Raw genomic sequence first — 21170 nt, 5'->3', positions numbered from 1 at the left:
ATGGCCAGCACGCCAATACGCACCCCCGGAACGGCCGGCGGGTCAAAGCCGCGGCAGGCTTCGACGGCACGGCAGGCCAACACATCTCTTCCCGTCAAAGTCCGGAATGCATACCGTCGCTTCTGGTCAGTACTTGAGGGGACCGGAACGTCCCGCAACGGCTCCACGTATTACCTCATCCTCGGTTCCACACTGGCCCTTACTGCCATCGGCATCATGATGGTCCTTTCTGCCTCAAGCGTGGAAGCGATCGCGGCAGGGGAATCACCCTATTCCGCTGCCCTCAAACAGGGCATGTTCGCCGTCATCGGCCTGTTCTTTATGTTCATCCTTTCGCGCGTTAATGTCGTCTGGCTCAAGCGTTTTGCCTGGCCCGGAGTGGGCATTGCCCTCGTCCTCCTCATCCTGGTCCAGGTAATCGGCGACGAGGTCAACGGCAACAAAAACTGGATTGATCTGGGCGGCATCACTTTCCAGCCCTCCGAGGCAGCCAAGCTGGCGCTGGCCCTTTGGATGGCCACCGTACTGGCGATGAAAAGGAAGCTCCTCCACCGCTGGCAGCACGCCCTGATCCCCGCTGTGCCCCTGGCCGGCATCATCATCGGTCTGGTTGTCCTGGGCAATGACCTCGGCACGGCCATGATCATCATGATGATTACTGCTGCGGCGCTCTTCTTTGCCGGCGTACCGCTTTACCTTTTCGGCTTAGCTGGACTGGTTGGAGCCGCAGGCACCGCAGCCATGGCACTCACCAGCTCCAACCGCATGTGCCGCATCACGTCCTGGTGGACGGGCGGGGCGTGCACCAACGGCAGCGATGCCAACTACCAATCCACGAACGGCCTCTACGGCCTGGCCTCGGGAGGCTGGCTGGGAGTGGGGCTGGGCCAGAGCAGGCAAAAGTACAGCTGGATCCCGGAAGCCCACAACGACTTCATTTTTGCCATCATCGGAGAAGAACTCGGCCTCGTCGGTACCCTCGTTGTGCTGATCCTCTTTGCCATTCTCGGTGCAGCCATTTATCGGGTTGTGGTCGCCCAGGAAGACATGTTCCACCGGGTACTGGCGGGAACCATCATGGTCTGGCTGTTGGGACAGGCGACCGTCAACATGGCCGTCGTCACAGGCCTGGCTCCCGTGATCGGTGTGCCCCTGCCATTTATTTCCTACGGTGGCTCGGCCTTGCTGATGTCACTATGCGCCATCGGCGTAGTCTTGTCGTTGGCGAGGGCCCAGATGGCACCCGGTATCCAGCCCAAGCGGCTGCTTCCGGGCCAGGCAAAGGCCGGTCGCATAAACTCCCCACGAAAGCGGAAATAGCATTCCAATGAAGCCGAAGTCCTCCTCCCTGTCCGTGGTCCTTGCCGGCGGTGGAACGGCCGGGCATGTCAGCCCGCTCCTTGCCATCGCCAACGCCCTGCGGAAAGCCCGTCCAGAAGCCAGGCTGCTCGCCGTCGGGACGCCAAACGGTATGGAAACGCGGCTTGTCCCGGCTGCAGGAATTGAACTTGCGACCATAAACAGAGTCCCGTTTCCGCGCAAGCCGTCGCTGGATCTCCTCCGCCTGCCTGCACGTCTTGCTGCGGCAGTAGGGCAGGCGGGGAAAATCTTGGACGATGCCGGTGCCGACGTTTTGGTGGGAGTCGGGGGTTACGTCTGCACCCCGATGTACCTCGCTGCCTGGCGGCGCAAAATCCCGATCGTCCTGCATGAAGCCAACACAAGGCCCGGACTGGCAAACCGCATCGGTGCCCGGCTCAGCAACCATGTCGCAGTCGCCTTCGAGCAGACAAGGCTCCAAGGTGCACGGCATGTCGGAATGCCCATGCGTCCGGAGATCTCCGGGCTTGACCGGGCATCAGCGCGGCGGGCGGCGAGGTTGTCGCTTGGGCTGGACCCTGAGCGCCCTACCCTCATCGTCACGGGTGGTTCCTTGGGCGCCCAGAGCATCAACCGCACCATCGCAGCATCTCTTCAGGCATTGGCCGCTGCGGGCATCCAGACGCTCCACATCACCGGCAGGGGAAAGTCCCTGCAGGATTCGAACGGCCGGCGGTTAGAGGCAGCGGGCTACCTGCAGATCGAATACGTGGACGGCATGGAATCCATTTATGCTGCAGCCGATCTGCTCCTTGCCCGCGCCGGAGCCGCCACCGTTTGCGAGGTGGCCGCGGTGGGTTTACCGGCTGTATTTGTTCCCTTGCCCATCGGGAACGGGGAACAGGCCCTGAATGCCTCCGGCCTGGTGAATGCCGGAGCCGCTCTGTTGGTAAACGATAAGAACTTCACCCCCGAGTGGGTCAGCAAGGAGATCATTCCGTTGCTGTCTGATACGGAACGCCTCGGCCGGATGGCCTCACAAGCCCAACAACTTGGTATCAGAAACGCCGACCAGCTGATGGCCGGCCTCGTCCTGGAAGCGGTAAACCGATGAATCAACCAGGGCTGATGACTGAGCCGCGGAAGCAGGAATCCCTCGGCAAGGTCCATTTCATCGGCATCGGAGGAGTTGGAATGTCAGCCGTTGCCCGGATCATGGTTGCCCGTGGGGTGGCGGTGAGCGGTTCCGATGCCAAAGATCTTCCTGTGATGGCCGAGCTGGCAGCTGCAGGGGCGCGCATCGCCGTCGGGTATGGAGCGGCAAACCTCGGGGACGCCGACACGGTGGTCGCCGGATCCGCCATCCGCGAGGACAATCCCGAGCTTGCAGCAGCACGCAACCGGGGCATCGCAGTGTTGCATCGCTCGCAGGCGCTGGCTGCGCTGATGGGTGACGATGACGTGGTGACGGTTGCCGGCACGCACGGAAAATCGACCACTACCTCCATGGTGACCGTACTGCTCCAGGGGGCCGGGCTGGACCCATCCTATGCAATCGGTGCCAACGTACCCGCCCTCGGCGTCAATGCCGCCCATGGGGCATCCAAAATCTTCGTTGCCGAGGCGGACGAGTCTGATGGCTCCTTCTTGAACTACCGGCCACGGATCGCCGTGGTGACCAATGTGGAAGCGGATCACCTGGACCATTACGGCACACCGGAGGCAGTCTATGAATCGTTTGACCGGTTCGCGGCGCTCCTTCCGGATGATGGTTTGTTGATCGTCTGCGGAGACGACGACGGCGCACGCGCCCTGGCTGAACGGACAAGGGCAGGAGGCGCAACCCGGGTCCTGCTCTACGGAACTGCTGAGGACTGTGAGGTCCGCTTGCATCACGGCGGTCCGGACGGCATCTGGTTGTCAATGCCTGAGGGACGCTTCAAGCTGGACCTCAAGGTGCCTGGGCTGCACAATGCCCTGAACGCGACAGCGGCCTTTGCCGTGGCCCGTGAACTTGGTGTCCGACCACAGCTGGCAGCCACGGCCCTTGCTGACTTCTCCGGTGCGTCCCGGAGATTCGAATTCAAGGGTGAAGGCCGCGCCGTCCGGGTATACGATGACTACGCGCATCACCCCACCGAGGTGCGCGCGGCATTATCGGCCGCCCGTTCGGTGGCCGGAGCCCATAAGGTGCATGTGCTCTTCCAACCTCATTTGTTCTCCCGCACCCGGGAGTTTGCCCGCGACTTTGCAGAAGCCCTCAACCTGGCCGACACCGCCCTGGTGCTGGACATTTATCCGGCGCGCGAAGATCCTATCCCGGGCGTCAGCAGCCAGTTGATTGCGCAGTACCTTCAGGCAGGCGGCAGGCTTGTAGGGGCCGGAACGGAAGCAGTATCCCAGTTGACGGCGGCGGCCCGACCCGGCGACGTCATCCTGACAGCCGGTGCGGGGGACGTCACAGCTTATGGCCCGCTCATTGTGGAGGCGCTGAGTGGCTAGCACCCGGAGGCCAACGTACAAGCCCTCCGGCAGCAAGCCAAGCTCTGGTAAACCACCCGTTGGCAGCCCGCAAGCCAGTGGTGACCGGAAACGTTCCGGGATTATTTCTGCATCCAAATCTGCGGATGGCCCGGGCGATCAGCCCTCCGCGCCACTCCCGGACAATGTAGTCAACTTTCCCGAGCCCAGGGCCAGGCGGATCAGGCGGAACATCATCATCACGGCCTGCATCGTTGCAGCGCTGGTGGCCGGTCTACTCGCGGCCGCCATCTACTCCCCGGCGCTTGCGGTCAGGACCATCACGGTGCAGGGCACCAAGATGCTGACAACTGAGCAGATCAAGGCGGCGTTGGAACCTCTGGAGGGCAAGCCCCTGCCGCAGGTAAGTGACTCCGAGGTCAGTGCATTGCTCCAGCCACTTGTCCAAATCAAGGGTGTTACGACGCAGGCCAGGCCTCCTTCAGGGCTGCTGGTCCAGGTTCAGGAGCGCGTCCCGGTGGCACTCCTGAAGCAAGGCGAGACTTTTCAACTAGTTGATATCGAGGGCGTCCAGCTCAGCAGCACCACGGATCCGTCCAGTATCCAGCTACCCGTCATCGACGGCGGCGCCGGGGCCATGGGAAAGGATCTGTTCCATGCCATCACAGGTGTGCTTGGTGCCCTCCCGGCCGACGTACTGAAAAAGCTTTCAGATGCCTCGGCAAAGTCCGTGGATGCCGTTGAGCTCAAGCTCGTGGACGGGCAAACCATCGTCTGGGGAAACGCGGGGGAGAAGGAGCTCAAAGCGAAGGTGCTGGAGGCGCTGCTCAAGGCACCGGCTGACCCGAAGAACCCGGTCAGTGTCTACGACGTCAGTGTCCCCAGACACCCCGTAACCCGCTAAACAGCACTATTTCGGGGGTATTCCTACGACACGCGGTAGTGGTAATTGAATGTGGCAAGCAGAGGAAATAGCGTCACAGGCATGAGTTAGTTGACATAACTATAACCCTCAGGTCGAGGGTTAAGGTTGAAAGCTTCAAGCTAGACTCCATCAGGTTTCGCATCAGGACACGAACAAGGGACACGTAACGTGGCAGCTCCGCAGAATTACTTGGCCGTCATCAAGGTCGTCGGCATCGGCGGCGGTGGCGTGAACGCAGTCAACCGCATGATCGAGGTAGGTCTGCGGGGCGTGGAATTTATCGCGATCAACACAGATGCCCAGGCCCTGCTCATGAGTGACGCTGACGTCAAGCTTGACGTTGGACGCGAGCTGACCCGTGGCCTCGGCGCCGGGGCGAACCCCGAGGTCGGCAAGCAGGCCGCCGAGGATCACGCTGACGAAATTGAAGAGGTCATCCGCGGCGCGGACATGGTCTTCGTCACCGCCGGCGAAGGCGGCGGCACAGGTACCGGTGGCGCCCCCGTTGTGGCGCGGATTGCCCGTTCCCTCGGTGCACTGACAATCGGTGTTGTCACCCGCCCGTTCACCTTCGAAGGCCGGCGCCGTGCAGGCTCGGCCGAGGCTGGAATTGACGCCCTCCGCGACGAGGTCGACACCCTGATCGTCATTCCCAACGACCGCCTGCTCTCCATCAGCGACCGGAACGTCTCTGTCCTGGATGCTTTCCGCTCTGCCGACCAGGTCCTGCTGTCCGGTGTCCAGGGCATCACCGACCTGATCACTACCCCGGGCCTGATCAACCTCGACTTCGCCGACGTAAAGTCCGTGATGCAGGGTGCGGGGTCCGCGCTGATGGGTATCGGTTCCGCCCGCGGCGAGGACCGCGCCGTCAAGGCCGCAGAACTCGCCATCGCGTCACCGCTGCTCGAGGCATCCATTGACGGCGCCCACGGAGTGCTGCTGTCCATCCAGGGCGGCTCCGACCTTGGGTTGTTCGAGATCAACGAAGCGGCCCGCCTCGTACAAGAGGTTGCCCACCCGGAAGCAAACATCATCTTCGGTGCGGTTATCGATGATGCCCTGGGGGACGAAGCCCGCGTAACGGTTATCGCAGCGGGTTTCGACGACGTCAAGGCAACCTCCCCCTCCATGGACCAGACGCCTGCGCAGGCAGCACCGCAGCGGCCGGCAGTGCCGGCATCCGCTCCGGTTGGAGTACCGGCGCAGGCGCCGTCGCCTGTGCAGGCCCAGCCGGTGCACGCCGGGATTGGTGCCTCCGGCCTGAGCAACTGGGGTCAACAGCGGCACTCCGCTGTGCCCGCCGACTCAGGCTTCGACGTCGACCTCCCCTCGGTTGTGGAACCGGACCTCTCCGGGAGCCATTCTGACGACCTGGACGTCCCCGACTTTCTGAAGTAACGCCGGACGTCCTGAGGTGAATCGGCTTCCTGGGGTGACGTAGGCTTAGGCTTCGTGGTAACACGGGGCGCACCCGGCGCCGATCTATTGCTTGAAGGTGTTCTGATTGTTTTCGTGGCGAACCGAAGTCCGTCCCGGCACGTGGGTGGCCTTCACTGACGCCGGGGCGGGGAACCTGGCGTTGCATGTGGGTGATGATCCTGCTGAGGTCAGGCGTCGAAGGGACCTGCTGGAAGCGGCGTCGGGGATCAAACCGCGGCGTTTCCAGTACATGAATCAGGTCCACGGCAGCGATGTCCTGTTCTTGGAAACCCGCGCTGAGGCAAATGGCACAGCCGTCCCTACTGCCGATGGCCTGGTCTCGCGCGGGATGCCCCTGGCGGTGATGGTGGCTGACTGTGTCCCCGTCGTGATGGTGGCTGAGCCGCCGTCGGGTACAGGCTCCCTGCCGATTCTTGCCGCCGTCCATGCCGGACGCCCCGGTGTGGCGGCGGGAATCGTGCCCGGGGCGATTCAAAAGATGCGCGACGCCGGTGCCGCGGACATCCGGGCCTGGATAGGACCCTCGATCTGCGGCTCGTGCTACGAGGTCCCTGGCAGCATGAGGGATAGCGTGACCACCACCGTTCCGGCGGCGTGGTCGGAGACCTCGTGGGGGACGCCCGGGCTGGATCTTCCGGCAGGCGTAAGGAGCCAATTGGAAGCTGAAGGCGTCGCAATCGAATACTCGGGACAATGCACACTGGAGAATGAGTCACTGTATTCCTACCGCCGGAACCGGCACACTGGACGGTTTGCGGGATTGGTATGGACAGATGACTGATCCCTCAGTGCACGTGGACGACTCCAGAACCTCTCAACTCCGGGAACGACTCAATGCGGTCCGCCTTCGGATCGGGAAAGCAACAGCAGCGGCGGGACGTACCGCTGCTCCCGAGCTGATTGTGGTCAGCAAGTTTCATCCCGCCGAGGATGTCCGGCGCCTGGCCTCCTTGGGTGTCATGGACTTCGGAGAGAACAGGGATCAGGAAGCAACAGAAAAATCAGCTCTGCTGGGAGACCTCCCGCTGCGGTGGCACTTTGTGGGCCAATTGCAGAGCAACAAAGCCAAATCAGTGGTGCGCTACGCCCACGCAGTCCATTCGGTGGACCGGCCTCAAATCGCCGGCGCCTTGGCTAAAGCTGTTGCTGCACACCTTGAGGGCTCCGGCCGTGATCCGTTGAAGTGCTTTATTCAGGTCAATCTCGATGACCATCCCCAGGGCCACCGTGGTGGTGCCCTGCCTGCTGACGTCGAGTCCCTTGCCGACCGCCTGGCAGACCTGGAGGGCCTTGAGCTGGCTGGGCTGATGGCCGTGGCGCCGCTTGGCGGTGACCCCCGGCAAGCCTTCGCGAAGCTGGCAGGAATTTCTGCGTCCCTGACCTCAGTCCACCCTCAGGCGACAGGCATTTCCGCAGGGATGAGCCAGGACCTTGAAGCGGCAATAGAATTCGGGGCGACACACCTCCGAATTGGTTCGGATATTCTCGGTTCGCGTCCGGCGTTGGGGTAGCGTCAAAGTACTGGATGAGAATGGCGGGGATTCCGGTACTGTCAAGTCAATTGAGCTGCCCGCTGACGGACACGATAGGAGTCGACCATGGCAGGCGCTCTGCGCAAGACAATGATCTATCTTGGGCTCGCTGATGGCGACGAACACTACGAGTCTGAGCATCACACATCGCACAAGGGTGAGGACAATTCGATGGAGCATGACCGCGAGGAACGCCGCGCACCGGCACCTGTCCGCGAGGTCTCCCGGGAAGCGTCCTACGCCTCCGAAGAGGAGTACCGTGCCCCAGTGACACCTATTAAACGTGCGGCATCGAGTCGCGAAGAAAGCTCCGGGCTCCGCCAGATCACCACAATCCATCCGCGGTCCTACAACGACGCCAAGCTCATCGGTGAGAGTTTCCGTGACGGCATCCCCGTCATCATGAACGTCACCGATATGGGGGAGGGCGACGCCAAGCGGCTCGTCGACTTCTCTGCCGGCCTCGTCTTTGGACTTCGGGGGAGTATCGAGCGGGTCACCAACAAGGTTTTCCTCCTGTCGCCCTCATACATCGAGGTCATCGGGGACGACAAGAAGGCCAGCGAGACCCAAGCCAGCTTCTTTAACCAGAGCTAGAGCAGCCCTGTTATCGGTGCCGGACAGGTCCGCCTGTGTGGCATCTGTGCTGAAATAGACAAGACGACTTCTACAGGACACCTCGGTTTCCGGAATGAACATGGAGATATGAGTTAGCTCATGGGAATTGTTTTCGGTCTTGTCTACCTGGTTCTGTTGTTCTTTTTGGTGGCGCTGATCATCCGCCTGGTTTTTGACTGGGTCCAGATGTTTGCCCGGGAATGGCGGCCCCGTGGGGCCGCCCTTGTGGCTGCCCATGGTGTGTACTCCATCACAGACCCACCCCTGAACCTCCTGCGGCGGTTCATTCCGCCTTTGCGGCTTGGCGGGATCTCCCTGGATCTGGGATTTTTGCTGTTGTTCATTGCGGTGAGCATCGCTATGGCAATCGTCCGGGGTTTCGCGTAATTTTCATAACAGCTTGCGGCTGGCAAGCGGCCCCGAAAACGGGTCACTAAGCCGTGAAAAAACTCTGGTTTGACACTGACGTGTTGAATTAGAGGAACGAGACCATATTTAGGTACCGTAGTTTTGACGGCCGGAAGGCCGCCGACTAACTAGACCAACGAGGTGACCAGATGGCTTTGACGCCAGAAGACGTTGTCAACAAGCGCTTTCAGCCGACCAAGTTCCGCGAAGGCTACGACCAGGACGAGGTTGACGACTTCCTGGACGAAATCGTCGTCGAACTGCGGCGCCTGAACCAGGAGAATGACGAACTTCGTAAGAAGCTCGCAGAAGGCGGTTCCGGCTCGCCTGCGACGTCTACTGTCGCGGCTCCCGTCGTAGAGAAGGTTCCGGCCCCCGTCAAGGCGGACAAAGAAGAGTCCCGCGCCAAGGCCGAAGCCGAGGCGAAGGCTGCTGAAGCCGCACGCAAGCAGGAGTTGGAGAAGGCTGCAGCTTTGGCAGCGGTTCCCGTAGCCGCTCCTGCTGCCGGTGGCATCACGCCAACGGCTGAATCCGCTGCCGGGCTCCTGGCCATGGCTCAGCAGATGCACGACAAGCACGTTGCCGACGGTGAGCAGCAGCGTGACAAGATCATTGCGGAAGCACAGATCGAAGCCAGCAGCCTCGTCAACGACGCGCAGGAGAAGTCCCGCAAGGTCCTTGGTGCACTTGAGCAGCAGCGGTCAGTGCTGGAGCGCAAGGTTGAGCAGCTCCGTGGATTCGAACGCGACTATCGCTCACGCCTCAAGGCCTACATCGAAGGCCAGCTGCGCGACTTGGACGCCCGTGGTTCTGTGGCGGCGCCGGAAGTCGAAGCCAACAACTAATGTTGTAAGAAGTATTCTGAAAGCCGGTGGCTGGGGATTCCTTGGCCGCCGGTTTTTCCATTAAGTCCATCGACACGAACCCACGACAGCACCTGACAGGTCCGTACCCGCGGTCCGTCTCCCAGCGCTTCGCTGGCACCGGAATGAAAGCCCTCATGACTGACGAACTCGCCCCTGACGCTGCGCAACCGTCCCCTGCCAAGCCCAGGCCGCGACGGCTGCGGCTGCTGTCCCTGTTTGCCGGTTTCGCTGTATTCGCCTATGTCTTTGACCAGCTGACCAAACTCTGGGTAACCAGCACGATGGTAGAGGGCGAACGCATCCCTGTCCTTCCCCCGCTGCTTCACTGGTACTACATCCGAAACTCCGGGGCCGCCTTCTCCATTGGCGAGAACGTAACCTGGGTTTTCACCATCATCATGTCCGTGGTCTCGATCGCCATCCTTTTCCAGCTCCGGCGGTTGGGTTCGGCCTGGTGGGCACTGGCCTTGGGGCTCCTGCTGGGGGGCGCACTGGGGAACCTGACGGACAGGCTCTTCAGGGAACCTTCGTTTGCCATGGGGCACGTGGTGGACTTCATTCAGTTGCCCAATTTCGCCATCTTCAACATTGCTGACTCGGCGGTGGTTTCCGCGGTGGCAATCATCTGCATATTGACCCTTAAGGGAATAGGCCTTGACGGGTCGCGCCACATCCACACGAACACCAAAAAATCGACGGATCACAGTGCCTGAACGCGTTATAGTGCCCCTTGAGCTCGCCGGGACTCGTGTAGATGCGGGTCTTGCCAAGCTCATGGGCATCTCCCGCTCACTGGCCGCCACCCTCATCGCCGAGGGGAATGTCACGGCGGCAGGCAAAGCTGTCGGAAAGTCCCTCAAACTCTCGCCCGGCACCGTACTGGACGTCGTCGTGCCTGAACGGCGGGACCCCCTTGAAGTCGTGGAGGAATCCGTGGAAGGCCTGAAAATCCTGCTGGACGACGACGATTTTGTGGTCATCGACAAACCCGTAGGAGTCGCTGCCCACCCGTCTCCGGGATGGGTCGGTCCCACAGTCGTGGGTGGCCTGGCCGGTGCCGGCTACAGGATCTCCACGTCCGGTGCTCCTGAGCGGACCGGTATCGTCCACCGACTCGACGTCGGAACGTCCGGCGTGATGGTGGTGGCGAAGACCGAAGATGCCTACACAGCCTTGAAGCGTGCCTTCAAGGAGCGAACCGTCGACAAGGTCTACCATGCCGTTGTCCAGGGCCTCCCTGACCCGTTGGCCGGCACCATCGACGCACCGATTGGCCGGCACCCCGGTCACGACTGGCGCTTCGCCGTGATTGAGGACGGGCGTCCTTCTGTCACCCACTATGAGGTTCTCGAAGCGTTCGGGAAGGCATCGCTGGTGGAAGTCCACCTCGAAACCGGACGCACCCATCAGATCCGCGTCCACTTTTCGGCGTTGCGTCACCCCTGCGCCGGCGATCTGACATACGGCGCCGACCCCCGGTTGGCGGCCTCCCTGGGGCTGACCCGTCAGTGGCTGCACGCCCGCCAGCTTGGGTTCGATCATCCCCGGACGGGGGATCGTGTCACTGTGACCAGCGAATATCCGCAGGACCTGGCTCACGCCCTGGAGATCCTGGATTCGGGCCAAGCCTGAAGCAGGTTGTCCGACGTCGGCACTAGAATGATTCGGTGACTTCCAGCAACGACTCGTTTGTCCATCTCCACAACCACACCGAGTATTCGATGCTGGACGGTGCCGCCCGGCTTGGCGACCTCTTCAGCCACACCAAGGAACTGGGGATGAACTCCCTGGCTACCACCGACCATGGATTCGTTTTCGGAGCCTTCGACTTCTGGAATAAGGCCCGCAATGCGGGAGTGAAGCCCATCATCGGCGTGGAGGCCTACCTGACACCGGGTACGGCACGCCAGGACAAAACCCGTGTGCGCTGGGGCGATGGCGGCCGCAATGACGTGTCAGGCGCAGGTTCGTACACCCACATGACCCTGTGGGCCGAAAGCACCCAAGGCATGCACAACCTGTTCCGTATGTCCTCGCTGGCATCGCTGGAAGGCTATCTGTACAAGCCGCGCATGGACCGGGACCTGCTACAGACCTACGGCCAGGGGCTGATCGCCACTACTGGATGCCCCTCCGGCGAAGTCCAGACAAAACTCAGGCTGGGCCTGTACCAGGAAGCCAAGCAGGCGGCATCGGATTTCCGGGACATTTTCGGTGCGGAGAACTTCTTCTGCGAACTGATGGACCACGGCCTCGACATCGAACGGGCCATCCAGGGCGACCTCATCAAGCTCGCCAAGGAACTCGGCCTGCCCATGGTGGCCACCAACGACCTGCATTACACGCATGCAGAGGACTCAGCCAGCCACGCGGCACTGTTGTGCGTCCAGTCGGGTTCCACCATGGCCGATCCCAAACGTTTCAAGTTCGACGCCGACGAGTTCTACCTGAAGTCTCCGCAGGAGATGCGGGCCATCTTCAGCGACCACCCGGAGGCCTGCGACAACACCCTGTTGATCGCGGAACGGTGCGATGTCGAGTTCAATACCAAGGCCAACTTCATGCCAAGGTTCCCCGTTCCTGAAGGTGAGAACGAGGAATCCTGGTTCGTTAAGGAAGTCGAAGCCGGGCTGCAGTACCGGTACCCGAAGGGCATCCCCGATGCCGTCCGCAAGCAGGCCGACTACGAGGTCGGCGTTATTGTGCAGATGGGGTTCCCCGGCTACTTCCTGGTGGTGGCCGACTTCATCAACTGGGCAAAGAACAACGGCATCCGGGTGGGTCCCGGCCGCGGTTCCGGTGCAGGTTCAATGGCAGCCTATGCCATGAGGATCACGGACATCGATCCGCTGGAGCACAGCCTGATCTTCGAGCGGTTCCTCAACCCGGACCGCGTATCCATGCCCGACTTCGACGTTGACTTCGATGATCGGCGGCGGTCCGAGGTTATCAGGTACGTCACTGAGAAGTACGGTGATGAGCGCGTGGCCATGATTGTCACTTACGGCACCATCAAGGCCAAGCAGGCGCTGAAGGACTCCTCACGTGTCCTGGGCTATCCCTTCTCCACCGGCGAACGGCTGACCAAGGCCATGCCCCCGGATGTGATGGGCAAGGGCATCGCCCTCGCCGATGTGCACAATCCTGAAGCCAAGCGTTATTCGGAAGCGGATGAGCTGCGCGAGCTCCTGAAGTCGGACGCCGACTCCCAGAAGGTCTTCGAAATGGCCCTGGGACTTGAAGGGCTGAAGAGGCAGTGGGGCGTACACGCTGCCGGCGTCATTATGTCCTCGGACCCTTTGATCGACATCATCCCGATCATGCGCCGGGAGCAGGACGGCCAGGTCATCACGCAGTTCGATTACCCCACGTGTGAAGGCCTCGGCCTGATCAAGATGGACTTCCTCGGGCTGAGGAACCTGACGATCATCACCGACGCCGTGGAGAACATCAAGCTCAACAAGGGCATTGACCTCGTGCTGGAGGACCTTGAGCTCACGGACAAGGCCTCCTACGAACTTCTGGCCCGCGGTGACACTCTCGGTGTTTTCCAGCTCGACGGCGGGCCCATGCGGTCGCTTCTCAAGCTCATGCGGCCGGACAACTTCGAAGATATCTCGGCCGTGCTGGCGCTCTATCGGCCCGGACCAATGGGTGCCAACTCGCACACCAACTACGCATTGCGTAAGAACGGGCTCCAGGAGATCACGCCCATCCACGCAGAGCTCGAAGAGCCGCTGGCGGAAATCCTGGGCACCACGCACGGCCTGATTGTGTATCAGGAGCAGGTCATGGCCATCGCCCAGAAGGTAGCCGGATACTCCTTGGGCCAGGCAGACCTCCTCCGGCGCGCGATGGGTAAGAAGAAGAAGGAAGAACTGGACAAGCAGTTCGAAGGCTTCTCCCAGGGCATGCGTGACAACGGCTATTCTGACGCCGCCATTAAAGCCTTGTGGGACATCCTGCTTCCCTTCTCCGACTACGCCTTCAACAAGGCACACACCGCCGCGTACGGGGTGATCTCCTACTGGACGGCCTATCTCAAGGCCCATCACCCGGCTGAGTACATGGCTGCCCTGCTCACGAGCGTTGGTGATGACAAGGACAAACTGGCGATGTACCTGAACGAATGCCGGAAGATGGGCATCACTGTGCTTCCCCCGGACGTCAACGAGTCCAGCGTTAACTTCACCCCCGTGGGGACGGACATCCGCTTTGGCATGGCCGCCATCCGCAACGTTGGTGTCAACGTGGTTGAGGCCATGGTGGCTGCCCGGGAAGCAGAGGGTGCCTTCACCTCATTCAAGGACTATCTGCTCAAGGTTCCGGCCATTGTGTGCAACAAGCGGACCATTGAGTCGCTGATCAAGGCCGGGGCGTTTGACTCGCTGGGGCATCCACGCCGAGCACTGGCCATGATTCATGAAGAGGCCATCGATTCCGTCATCACACTGAAGCGCAACGAGGCGATAGGCCAGTTCGACCTCTTTGCCGGCTTCGAGGACCAGGAGCCGGAAGCGTCCCTCACCACCGAGATTCCTGACCTGCCGGAATGGGAAAAGAAGGACAAGCTCTCCTTTGAACGAGACATGCTGGGCCTTTACGTCTCGGATCACCCTTTGCAGGGCCTGGAGGGCTTGTTGAGCCAGCACGCCGACCAGACCATCACATCAGTGATCGGTGAGGACGGACCCAACGACGGCGCCATCATCACTATCGCCGGCATGATCACGTCTTTGAGCAGGCGCATAGCCAAAGCCAGTGGAAATGCCTACGCCCGCGCCGAAGTGGAGGACCTTGGCGGATCCATGGAGGTGATGTTCTTTGGCCAGGTATACGGCCCCATCGCCTCAGTGCTCGCCGAAGACCTGATCGTTGTGGTCAAGGGCCGGCTGCAGAAACGCGACGACGGTGCTGTCACGCTGAACTGCATGGAGCTGTCCGTCCCGGACCTCAGCGATAACATGAACGGTCCCGTTGTCATCACCATGCAGACCCATAAAGCAACCGAAGCTGTCGTCACCGAACTCGGCGATGTGTTGCGAACCCACCGCGGAACGTCCGAGGTCCGGCTGCTGCTCCAGGGGGATACAAGGGTAGAGGTGATGGGCCTGCCGGTTCATCTCCGGGTCAACCCGACGCCGTCGTTGTTCGGGGACCTGAAGGTGCTACTGGGGCCAACCTGCCTGGACAACTAGTGCCGAGTCAGTCCGAATCAGATCTCATAATCCAGGGGGACGGGCTGGCCATATCCGCCCGAGTGGTAGAGCAGCGGCGAGCCATCCTCGCCCACCTGGCCGTCCACGACCTCAACGACCACTACGGCGTTGTTCTCGAAGGAGAGCCGCATCTGGATCTTGCCGATCAGCCAGCCCGTCACATCCTTCAGAATAGGCACGTCGTGTGGTCCGAGCGCCCAGTGGTCGCCCTCGAAGCGGTCCTTGGTTCGTGCGAACCGGTCAGCGAGGGGCTGGTTTTCAAGTCCGAGCATATGCAGCCCGATATGCGAAGTGTTCGCCACCGCGGGCCAGGAACTGGAGCTGCGGGCCATGTTGAAGGTGAAACGGGGCGGCTTGGCCGAGAGCGAAGCGACTGACGTTGCCGTGAAACCGAACGGAACGCCGTTGTAATTGACGGTGATAATGGACACACCGGCAGCGTGGCGGCGGAACATTTCCCGGAACATGCCCTCGAAGGCTGCCTCATTTGGGGCCACTGTGATCGAACTCCCTGCTTCTGAACGTAAAAATCCCGGTTCCCAGCCTATCCGGCGCTGCGGGAGATCGTTCCGCCGGTGCCGGCCGCTCCCCGGTTGTTATAGAAGGGCGATCCTTTGTTAGCGTTTCCCTCATGAAACAGCCAGCGACGCCCCGCACCGCTCCCCGTAGGTGGACCGCGGTCATCGCGCCGGCGCTCATCCTGCTTGCCGGGATCCCGCTCGGCGTCGCCTGGTGGCTGCTTGCCCCCAGCGGCCTTAATCTCCTGAGCGGAGATCCCGGGCTGGCATCCGGGATGAACACCACCGGATGGCTGCCCCGGGACCTGGTCCTGGCCGGGCTCCTCCTCTTGGGCGGGTGCATGACCGGAGTACTGATTTCCGGAAAGGACGGGCCGACAGTCCGGAACATAGTGATCGCTGTGCTTTGCGGAGCGGTTGCATCGGTGATCGCCTGGCGGGTGGGGATCCTCGCAGCAGAGTGGTGGGGAACGGCAGAGGATGCATCAGCTAATCCAAGCATCGCTTTCTCGCTGCGGGCCTACCCGGTGCTTCTTGTGTGGCCGGCCGCCACAGCGCTGTCGGTCTTTGTCGTCAATCTCGTGAGTCTTATGCGCCGGCCGGCAGAGATCGCTGACTGACGCTTTTGGTTGCCTTTGTGTCTTCGTCCTGTCGGCGGCGCGGCCCCGCCGGAGTTAGCCCGTAAAATGTTCGGGTGACCTCTTCTCCAGACACCACCCAGAGCGCCCCTTCGCCGACGCTGAATTTCCGCAGCGTTGATCTCCGGGGTCAGGTTCTCTCCTTGGCCGAGTTGCGTACGGCCATGCCGCGTGCGCAGGGCAGCACTGCCGACGACGCTGAGCAGAAGGTACTGGAAATCATCAGCGACGTCCGCAGCAGGGGATTTGATGCCCTCAGGGACCTGGCCAGGTTATTCGACGGCGTTGAGCAGCGTCATCCGAGGGTCGCGGCGGAAGAACTGCAACGCGCACTGGAGAACCTTGATCCTGAGGTCAGGTCCGCTCTCCAGGAGTCTATTAGCAGGGCACGCCGGTTTGCGGAAGCCCAACGGCCGGCCAGTATCGACGTCGAGCTTGGCGAGGGGGCGGTCGTAAGCCAGAACTGGGTTCCGGTTGCCAGGGTGGGCCTTTATGTTCCGGGCGGTCTTGCCGTCTACCCCTCTTCGGTGATCATGAACGTTGTGCCCGCGCTGGCGGCAGGAGTCGAGTCAATAGCCCTGGCCTCGCCACCCCAGAAGGATTTCGGTGGGCTCCCGCACCCCACTATTCTTGCGGCAGCTGCCCTGTTGGGCATCGACGAGGTGTATGCCATCGGTGGTGCCCAGGCCATCGCCGCGTTCGCCTACGGAATTCCCGGCGGGTCCACAGGGCCTGCACTCGATCCGGTAGATGTGGTGACCGGGCCTGGAAACATCTTCGTGGCTACAGCAAAGCGCCTGGTGAAGGGGGTAGTCGGGATTGATTCCGAGGCCGGAACCACGGAAATCGCCATCCTCGCAGACGCCAGTGCTACTCCGGCCTTGGTGGCAGCGGACCTGATCAGCCAGGCGGAACACGATCCCAAGGCCGCTTCCGTGCTGATCACTGATTCCGAACCCCTCGCCGCCGCAGTCCGTGCAGAGCTTGCATTGCAGGTCGCTGCCACAAAGCACAGCAACCGTGTGCGTAAGGCGCTCTCGGGTCCCCAGTCCGGAGTGGTTCTGGTCGACGACATCGGACAAGGCATCGCCGTCTGTGACGCTTACGCTGCCGAGCACCTGGAGATCATGACGGAGGACGCTGCATCTGTAGCGGCGCGTATCCGCAACGCGGGGGCCATCTTCGTGGGAGATTTCAGCCCGGTGAGCCTTGGTGATTACTGTGCAGGATCAAACCACGTCCTTCCGACCAGCGGCACGGCCGCGTTCTCTTCCGGCCTCAACGTCACCACTTTCCTGCGTGCTATCCAAGTGATCAATTACAGCAAATCAGCACTGCGCGATGTCAGTGGCCACATCCTTAGCCTGTCGGATGCAGAAGACCTCCCCGCCCACGGCCAGGCGGTAACAGCGCGTTTCGCGGATTAGTCCAAAAAGCAAAAGCAGGCGGCCGATTGCCCTTGCTTTTACCATATGTAGTAATTACAGCCTTGTTATTCCGCTAGATGTAGTCGTAAACTGAAGGCGGACGAGGGGAGAACCAAACGTGTATTGTCCGTTTTGCCGTAACCCTGATTCCCGCGTGGTCGATAGCCGGATGGCCGACGACGGTTCTGCCATTCGCCGTCGTCGCCAATGCCCTGAATGCGGCCGCCGCTTCACGACAGTGGAGACAACAAGCCTGTCCGTGATCAAGCGCTCCGGTGTCGGCGAGCCCTTTAGCCGGAGCAAAGTCATCAACGGCGTTCGCAAAGCCTGCCAGGGCCGTCCTGTCACCGAGGATGACCTGGCCATGCTGGCGCAGGAAGTCGAGGAGACCATCCGCGCATCCGGCGCAGCCGAAATCGACGCGCACGAAGTTGGTCTTGCGATCCTGAGCCCCCTTCAGAAGCTGGACAAGGTGGCCTACCTGCGGTTCGCAAGCGTGTATCAGGCGTTTGAATCCCTGGAGGACTTCGAGTCCGCCATTTCGCTGCTCCGCCATGAAGCGGAAGTGGAAGCGAAAAGCGCTCAGGGGAAGAGCACGGAGACCAGCCAGCTTTAGACTCCGGTGGTGGCCGCGGAGGGGAAGCCGCGGCCGCCGCCGGCCCCTACTTGACGAGCTTGTGCTTCAGTGCGATTTCAACCGCTGCGCCAACAATCCCTGCGTCATTCTTCAACACCGCGGGAACGATCGGGGTGCGCAGTTTCAGCCTTGGCAGGTATTCATCCGCCCGCTTGGAGATTCCGCCGCCGACAATAAAGAGTTCCGGGGAAAAGAGGAACTCGACGTGGGAGAAGTACCGCTGCAGCAGCACGCTGTACTCTTCCCAGCTCAGTCCATCCCTTTCACGTGCGACAGCAGAGGCTTTCGTTTCGGCGTCAAAGCCATCGATCTCCAGGTGCCCCAGTTCGGCGTTGGGGACCAGTTTCCCGTCGAAGATGAATGCTGAACCGATTCCGGTACCCAGCGTGATGACCAGGACCGTGCCCTTGACGTTTTCACCGGCTCCAAAGCGGGCTTCGGCAAGGCCGGCCGCGTCAGCATCGTTGATCACTTCCACGGGCCGTCCCAGGCGCGCAGTCAGCATGCCGTCGATATCGGTATTGAGCCAGGACTTATCAACGTTGGCTGCCGACAGCACCATCCCGTGCTGGATGATGCCGGGAAAGGTGACACCCACGGGGGAGTCCGGGGCCGGGGCGTGGGGCTGGGTGGCGAGTTCCTGGACCACCTGGGCCACCACTTCGGCAACCGCGGCCGGTGTGGCCGGTTGGGGTGTGGGGATCCGAACCCGTTCGCCCAGGAGTTTGCCTTTCTTCAGGTCGACGACTCCGCCCTTGATTCCGGTGCCCCCAATGTCGATTCCGATCAGCGGGGCATTTTTCACGGTTTTAGCGTCCTTCTTGGCCAATGGGCTTCCGTTCGTGGCAGGTTGCGGGCTAGGGGATCAGCTCGGCGGCTGAGGTGGTACTGGGCTATCAGGGGAGTGTGAGGATTTCCGCGCCGGTCTCAGTCACCAGGAGCGTGTGTTCAAACTGTGCGGTGCGTTTACGATCGCGGGTCACTACTGTCCAGTCGTCCTCCCACATGTCCCACTCCACAGTCCCCAGAGTGAGCATCGGCTCGATGGTGAACACCATGCCGGTCTCGATCACTGTGTTATAGGCGGGAGCGGCGTCGTAGTGCGGAATGATGAGGCCTGTGTGGAAGGCTTCACCGACGCCATGGCCGGTGAAATCCCGAACGACACCGTAGCCGAACCGCTTTGCATAGGACTGGATGGCCCGGCCGATGACATTAATCTCACGGCCCGGGGCGACAGCTTTGATGGCCCGGTTTAGCGATTCCTGCGTACGTTCCACCAGAAGCCGTGATTCCTCGTCGACGTCGCCCACGAGGAAGGTGTAGTTGGTATCGCCGTGGACGCCGTCGATGTAGGCGGTGATATCGATATTGAGGATGTCCCCGTCCTGAACGCGGGTGCTGTCAGGGATCCCATGGCAGATGACTTCATTAAGCGAGGAGCATAGGGACTTGGGAAAACCGCGGTAGCCCAGTGTTGAGGGGTAGGCACCATGATCAAGAAGGAACTCGTGGCCAACTCTGTCCAGCTCATCGGTGGTGACACCTGGCCGGATATGCTTGCCCACCTCGACGATGGCCCGCGCAGCAATGCGGCTGGCAACGCGGATCTTCTCGATGGTCTCAGCGGATTTAATCTCCGAACCCGTGAACTTCGCAGGCCCGGGCTTCCCCACATACTCGGGCCGGGGGATCGACGCGGGAACCGGCAGCTGGGGACTCACGGTTCCCGGTATGAGGGTGCCGATGGGTGCAGTCGAGGCTAGGGAAGGCATAGATTGATCATATAAGGCGCCGTCGTGGGCCAAGTAACAGAATCGGCAATGTAACAGAACCGGAAACGGAACCGAACAGTCAGCGAAGCCTCAGCCGATCAAGTTACAGGGCTCACGAAGCATTGGAGCCACGTGGAGCGGATGCGGGGAAGGAACCATGACCGAGTACTGGTACAACGTCAACACCCACGAGGTGGAAGAGGACGCGATGTCTGACTGGAGCCAGCTGATTGGCCCGTACAAGACGCGCGAAGAGGCCGAACACGCGCTGGAGAAAGTACGGGCCCGTAACGAAGCGTGGGAGAAGGACGAAGAGGACTGAACGCCCCGGCTAGAAGCTGTGCTCCGGCCCGGGGAATTGGCCGGAGCGGACGTCTTCACCGTACGCACGGGCTGCATCGCTCAAGGTAGTGCGGAGGTCCGCGTACTGCTTGACAAACTTGGCCATCCGGCCGCCCCGCAACCCGGCCATGTCCTGCCACACAAGGACCTGACCCGTGGTGGCATTGCCGGCACCGATGCCGATGGTCGGTACGTCCACTACCGCGTCTACGGCGGCGGCCGTGTCGGCGGGCACCATTTCCATGAGTACACAGAAGGCGCCGGCCTCGGCCAAAGCAGTTGCATCCTCGATGAGGCGCTTTGCGTCGTCGCCACGCCCCTGCACCCGGTAGCCACCCAACGCATGCTCGCTTTGGGGTGTAAAGCCAATGTGCGCCATAACCGGTATTCCGGCCTGGACCATGGCCCGCACTGTTTCAGCGTAGAACTTCCCGCCCTCAATCTTTACGCCATGGGCAAGCCCTTCCTTGAGGAAGCGGACGCCGGTAGCTACAGCCTGCTGGGGAGAAATTTCGTAACTGCCGAACGGAAGGTCAGCCACCACAAGGGCACGCTTTGCGGAGCGCGCAACGGCACGGCAGAGCGAGAGGAGCTCATCCACGGTCACGGGAAGGCTGGTTTCGTTTCCAAAAACGTTGTTTGACGCGGAGTCACCTACCAGGAGTACTTCGATGCCGGCTTCATCAAAAATCTCCGCCGTGTACTGCTCGTAGGCAGTGAGCATGGCAAAGCGCCGGCCTTCGTTCTTGGCCTGCTGCAGATGATGGGTCCGGACCTTCGGAAGCCGCTTGGGAGCCGTCTCCGCAGTTGGCCCGACAGCGGGGACAGGCCCGTTTCCGTAAGGGGCAGGTACTTCTGCGGGCATGCTGGAATCGGAGCTGTTGCTTGTGGCCATGGCTAGAGCGTAATGCGATACCAAGCGTCCTAGCTACTGGCCCGTAGCCGCCAGACAGGTGAAAAGAGTCACACCTGGCGCGCTGAGTGCGGTTAGCGAGGCCGGGAATACCCGGCTTACACCCCG

Annotated in this window: 21 protein-coding genes; 17 read left to right on the top strand and 4 right to left on the bottom strand. The window is 61.5% G+C overall.

Annotated elements, in window-relative coordinates:
- The 13 genes from ftsW to dnaE all read left to right on the top strand — a co-directional run bounded on the left by ftsW (position 1) and on the right by dnaE (position 14791).
- The gene (gene ftsW / locus M1E05_RS13735) at positions 1-1320 is read left to right on the top strand and encodes a putative lipid II flippase FtsW (RefSeq protein ID WP_458110871.1); all 1320 of its coding nucleotides are present in this window, start codon (positions 1-3) and stop codon (positions 1318-1320) included.
- A gap of 7 nt (positions 1321-1327) precedes the next feature.
- On the top strand, positions 1328-2434 hold the full coding sequence (gene murG / locus M1E05_RS13730) for an undecaprenyldiphospho-muramoylpentapeptide beta-N-acetylglucosaminyltransferase (RefSeq protein ID WP_458110870.1): 1107 nt from the start codon (positions 1328-1330) through the stop codon (positions 2432-2434).
- A gap of 14 nt (positions 2435-2448) precedes the next feature.
- Entirely contained in the window at positions 2449-3822 is a 1374-nt protein-coding gene (murC, locus tag M1E05_RS13725; protein ID WP_461163278.1) for a UDP-N-acetylmuramate--L-alanine ligase, read from the top strand.
- Positions 3815-4705 carry a cell division protein FtsQ/DivIB gene (locus M1E05_RS13720; protein ID WP_458110868.1) on the top strand — a complete coding sequence of 297 codons (891 nt, stop codon included), beginning with the start codon at positions 3815-3817 and terminating at the stop codon, positions 4703-4705. Before murC ends, M1E05_RS13720 begins: the two co-directional genes overlap by 8 nt.
- 189 nt (positions 4706-4894) lie before the next feature.
- Positions 4895-6127 (top strand): cell division protein FtsZ, encoded by a 1233-nt coding sequence (gene ftsZ, locus M1E05_RS13715; protein ID WP_458110867.1) that lies wholly within the window; start codon positions 4895-4897, stop codon positions 6125-6127.
- A gap of 106 nt (positions 6128-6233) precedes the next feature.
- Positions 6234-6950, top strand: a complete 717-nt coding sequence (locus M1E05_RS13710; RefSeq protein WP_458110866.1) for a purine nucleoside phosphorylase YfiH/LACC1 family protein — start codon at positions 6234-6236, stop codon at positions 6948-6950.
- Complete coding sequence (locus tag M1E05_RS13705; protein WP_458110865.1) at positions 6943-7680, top strand: YggS family pyridoxal phosphate-dependent enzyme; 738 nt, start codon at positions 6943-6945, stop codon at positions 7678-7680. The genes M1E05_RS13710 and M1E05_RS13705 overlap by 8 nt, the downstream gene beginning before the upstream one ends.
- Positions 7681-7767: 87 nt before the next feature.
- Positions 7768-8298, top strand: a complete 531-nt coding sequence (locus M1E05_RS13700) for a cell division protein SepF (protein ID WP_458110864.1) — start codon at positions 7768-7770, stop codon at positions 8296-8298.
- A gap of 120 nt (positions 8299-8418) precedes the next feature.
- Positions 8419-8706, top strand: coding sequence for a YggT family protein (locus M1E05_RS13695; protein ID WP_458110863.1), 288 nt, complete (start codon positions 8419-8421; stop codon positions 8704-8706).
- A gap of 170 nt (positions 8707-8876) precedes the next feature.
- On the top strand, positions 8877-9572 hold the full coding sequence (locus M1E05_RS13690) for a DivIVA domain-containing protein (RefSeq protein WP_458110862.1): 696 nt from the start codon (positions 8877-8879) through the stop codon (positions 9570-9572).
- A gap of 155 nt (positions 9573-9727) precedes the next feature.
- Positions 9728-10306, top strand: coding sequence for a signal peptidase II (lspA, locus tag M1E05_RS13685; protein ID WP_461163277.1), 579 nt, complete (start codon positions 9728-9730; stop codon positions 10304-10306).
- Positions 10299-11225, top strand: coding sequence for an RluA family pseudouridine synthase (locus tag M1E05_RS13680; RefSeq protein WP_458110860.1), 927 nt, complete (start codon positions 10299-10301; stop codon positions 11223-11225). The genes lspA and M1E05_RS13680 overlap by 8 nt, the downstream gene beginning before the upstream one ends.
- A 35-nt stretch (positions 11226-11260) precedes the next feature.
- Entirely contained in the window at positions 11261-14791 is a 3531-nt protein-coding gene (dnaE, locus tag M1E05_RS13675; protein ID WP_458110859.1) for a DNA polymerase III subunit alpha, read from the top strand.
- Positions 14792-14808: 17 nt separating this feature from the next.
- Here dnaE and M1E05_RS13670 read toward each other — a convergent pair whose 3' ends face one another.
- Positions 14809-15279, bottom strand: coding sequence for a flavin reductase family protein (locus tag M1E05_RS13670; protein ID WP_309105669.1), 471 nt, complete (start codon positions 15277-15279; stop codon positions 14809-14811).
- A 164-nt stretch (positions 15280-15443) separates the two neighbouring features.
- Between M1E05_RS13670 and M1E05_RS13665 the strand changes: the two genes are divergently transcribed.
- The 3 genes from M1E05_RS13665 (at position 15444) to nrdR (ending at position 18011) form a co-directional block, all read left to right on the top strand.
- Positions 15444-15950 (top strand): hypothetical protein, encoded by a 507-nt coding sequence (locus tag M1E05_RS13665; protein ID WP_458110858.1) that lies wholly within the window; start codon positions 15444-15446, stop codon positions 15948-15950.
- 74 nt (positions 15951-16024) lie between these two features.
- On the top strand, positions 16025-17395 hold the full coding sequence (hisD, locus tag M1E05_RS13660) for a histidinol dehydrogenase (protein ID WP_461163276.1): 1371 nt from the start codon (positions 16025-16027) through the stop codon (positions 17393-17395).
- Between the two features lie 118 nt (positions 17396-17513).
- A complete protein-coding gene (gene nrdR, locus M1E05_RS13655) occupies positions 17514-18011 on the top strand; it encodes a transcriptional regulator NrdR (protein WP_458110856.1) in 498 nt (165 codons plus the stop codon).
- A gap of 46 nt (positions 18012-18057) precedes the next feature.
- Here the strand turns inward: nrdR and ppgK are convergent, their stop codons facing one another.
- Positions 18058-18861 (bottom strand): polyphosphate--glucose phosphotransferase, encoded by an 804-nt coding sequence (ppgK, locus tag M1E05_RS13650; RefSeq protein WP_458110855.1) that lies wholly within the window; start codon positions 18859-18861, stop codon positions 18058-18060.
- Positions 18862-18928: 67 nt separating this feature from the next.
- Complete coding sequence (map, locus tag M1E05_RS13645; protein WP_461163275.1) at positions 18929-19807, bottom strand: type I methionyl aminopeptidase; 879 nt, start codon at positions 19805-19807, stop codon at positions 18929-18931.
- 157 nt (positions 19808-19964) lie between these two features.
- Between map and M1E05_RS13640 the strand changes: the two genes are divergently transcribed.
- Positions 19965-20129 carry an SPOR domain-containing protein gene (locus M1E05_RS13640; RefSeq protein ID WP_247045068.1) on the top strand — a complete coding sequence of 55 codons (165 nt, stop codon included), beginning with the start codon at positions 19965-19967 and terminating at the stop codon, positions 20127-20129.
- A gap of 9 nt (positions 20130-20138) precedes the next feature.
- Here the strand turns inward: M1E05_RS13640 and panB are convergent, their stop codons facing one another.
- Positions 20139-21044: a 3-methyl-2-oxobutanoate hydroxymethyltransferase gene (gene panB, locus M1E05_RS13635; RefSeq protein WP_461163274.1), complete on the bottom strand. Its 906-nt coding sequence runs from the start codon at positions 21042-21044 to the stop codon at positions 20139-20141.
- Positions 21045-21170 lie beyond the last annotated feature (126 nt).

The organism is Arthrobacter sp. R4-81 (genome assembly GCF_054792365.1).
This window is presented reverse-complemented; position numbering and strand designations above follow the sequence as displayed.

Coding starts and splice junctions, on each gene's coding strand:
- ftsW (WP_458110871.1), top strand. CDS start 1: ATGGCCAGCACGCCAATACGCACCCCCGGAACGGCCGGCGGGTCAAAG.
- murG (WP_458110870.1), top strand. CDS start 1,328: ATGAAGCCGAAGTCCTCCTCCCTGTCCGTGGTCCTTGCCGGCGGTGGA.
- murC (WP_461163278.1), top strand. CDS start 2,449: ATGACTGAGCCGCGGAAGCAGGAATCCCTCGGCAAGGTCCATTTCATC.
- M1E05_RS13705 (WP_458110865.1), top strand. CDS start 6,943: ATGACTGATCCCTCAGTGCACGTGGACGACTCCAGAACCTCTCAACTC.
- M1E05_RS13700 (WP_458110864.1), top strand. CDS start 7,768: ATGGCAGGCGCTCTGCGCAAGACAATGATCTATCTTGGGCTCGCTGAT.
- M1E05_RS13695 (WP_458110863.1), top strand. CDS start 8,419: ATGGGAATTGTTTTCGGTCTTGTCTACCTGGTTCTGTTGTTCTTTTTG.
- M1E05_RS13690 (WP_458110862.1), top strand. CDS start 8,877: ATGGCTTTGACGCCAGAAGACGTTGTCAACAAGCGCTTTCAGCCGACC.
- lspA (WP_461163277.1), top strand. CDS start 9,728: ATGACTGACGAACTCGCCCCTGACGCTGCGCAACCGTCCCCTGCCAAG.
- M1E05_RS13670 (WP_309105669.1), bottom strand. CDS start 15,279: ATGTTCCGGGAAATGTTCCGCCGCCACGCTGCCGGTGTGTCCATTATC.
- M1E05_RS13665 (WP_458110858.1), top strand. CDS start 15,444: ATGAAACAGCCAGCGACGCCCCGCACCGCTCCCCGTAGGTGGACCGCG.
- map (WP_461163275.1), bottom strand. CDS start 19,807: ATGCCTTCCCTAGCCTCGACTGCACCCATCGGCACCCTCATACCGGGA.
- M1E05_RS13640 (WP_247045068.1), top strand. CDS start 19,965: ATGACCGAGTACTGGTACAACGTCAACACCCACGAGGTGGAAGAGGAC.
- panB (WP_461163274.1), bottom strand. CDS start 21,044: ATGGCCACAAGCAACAGCTCCGATTCCAGCATGCCCGCAGAAGTACCT.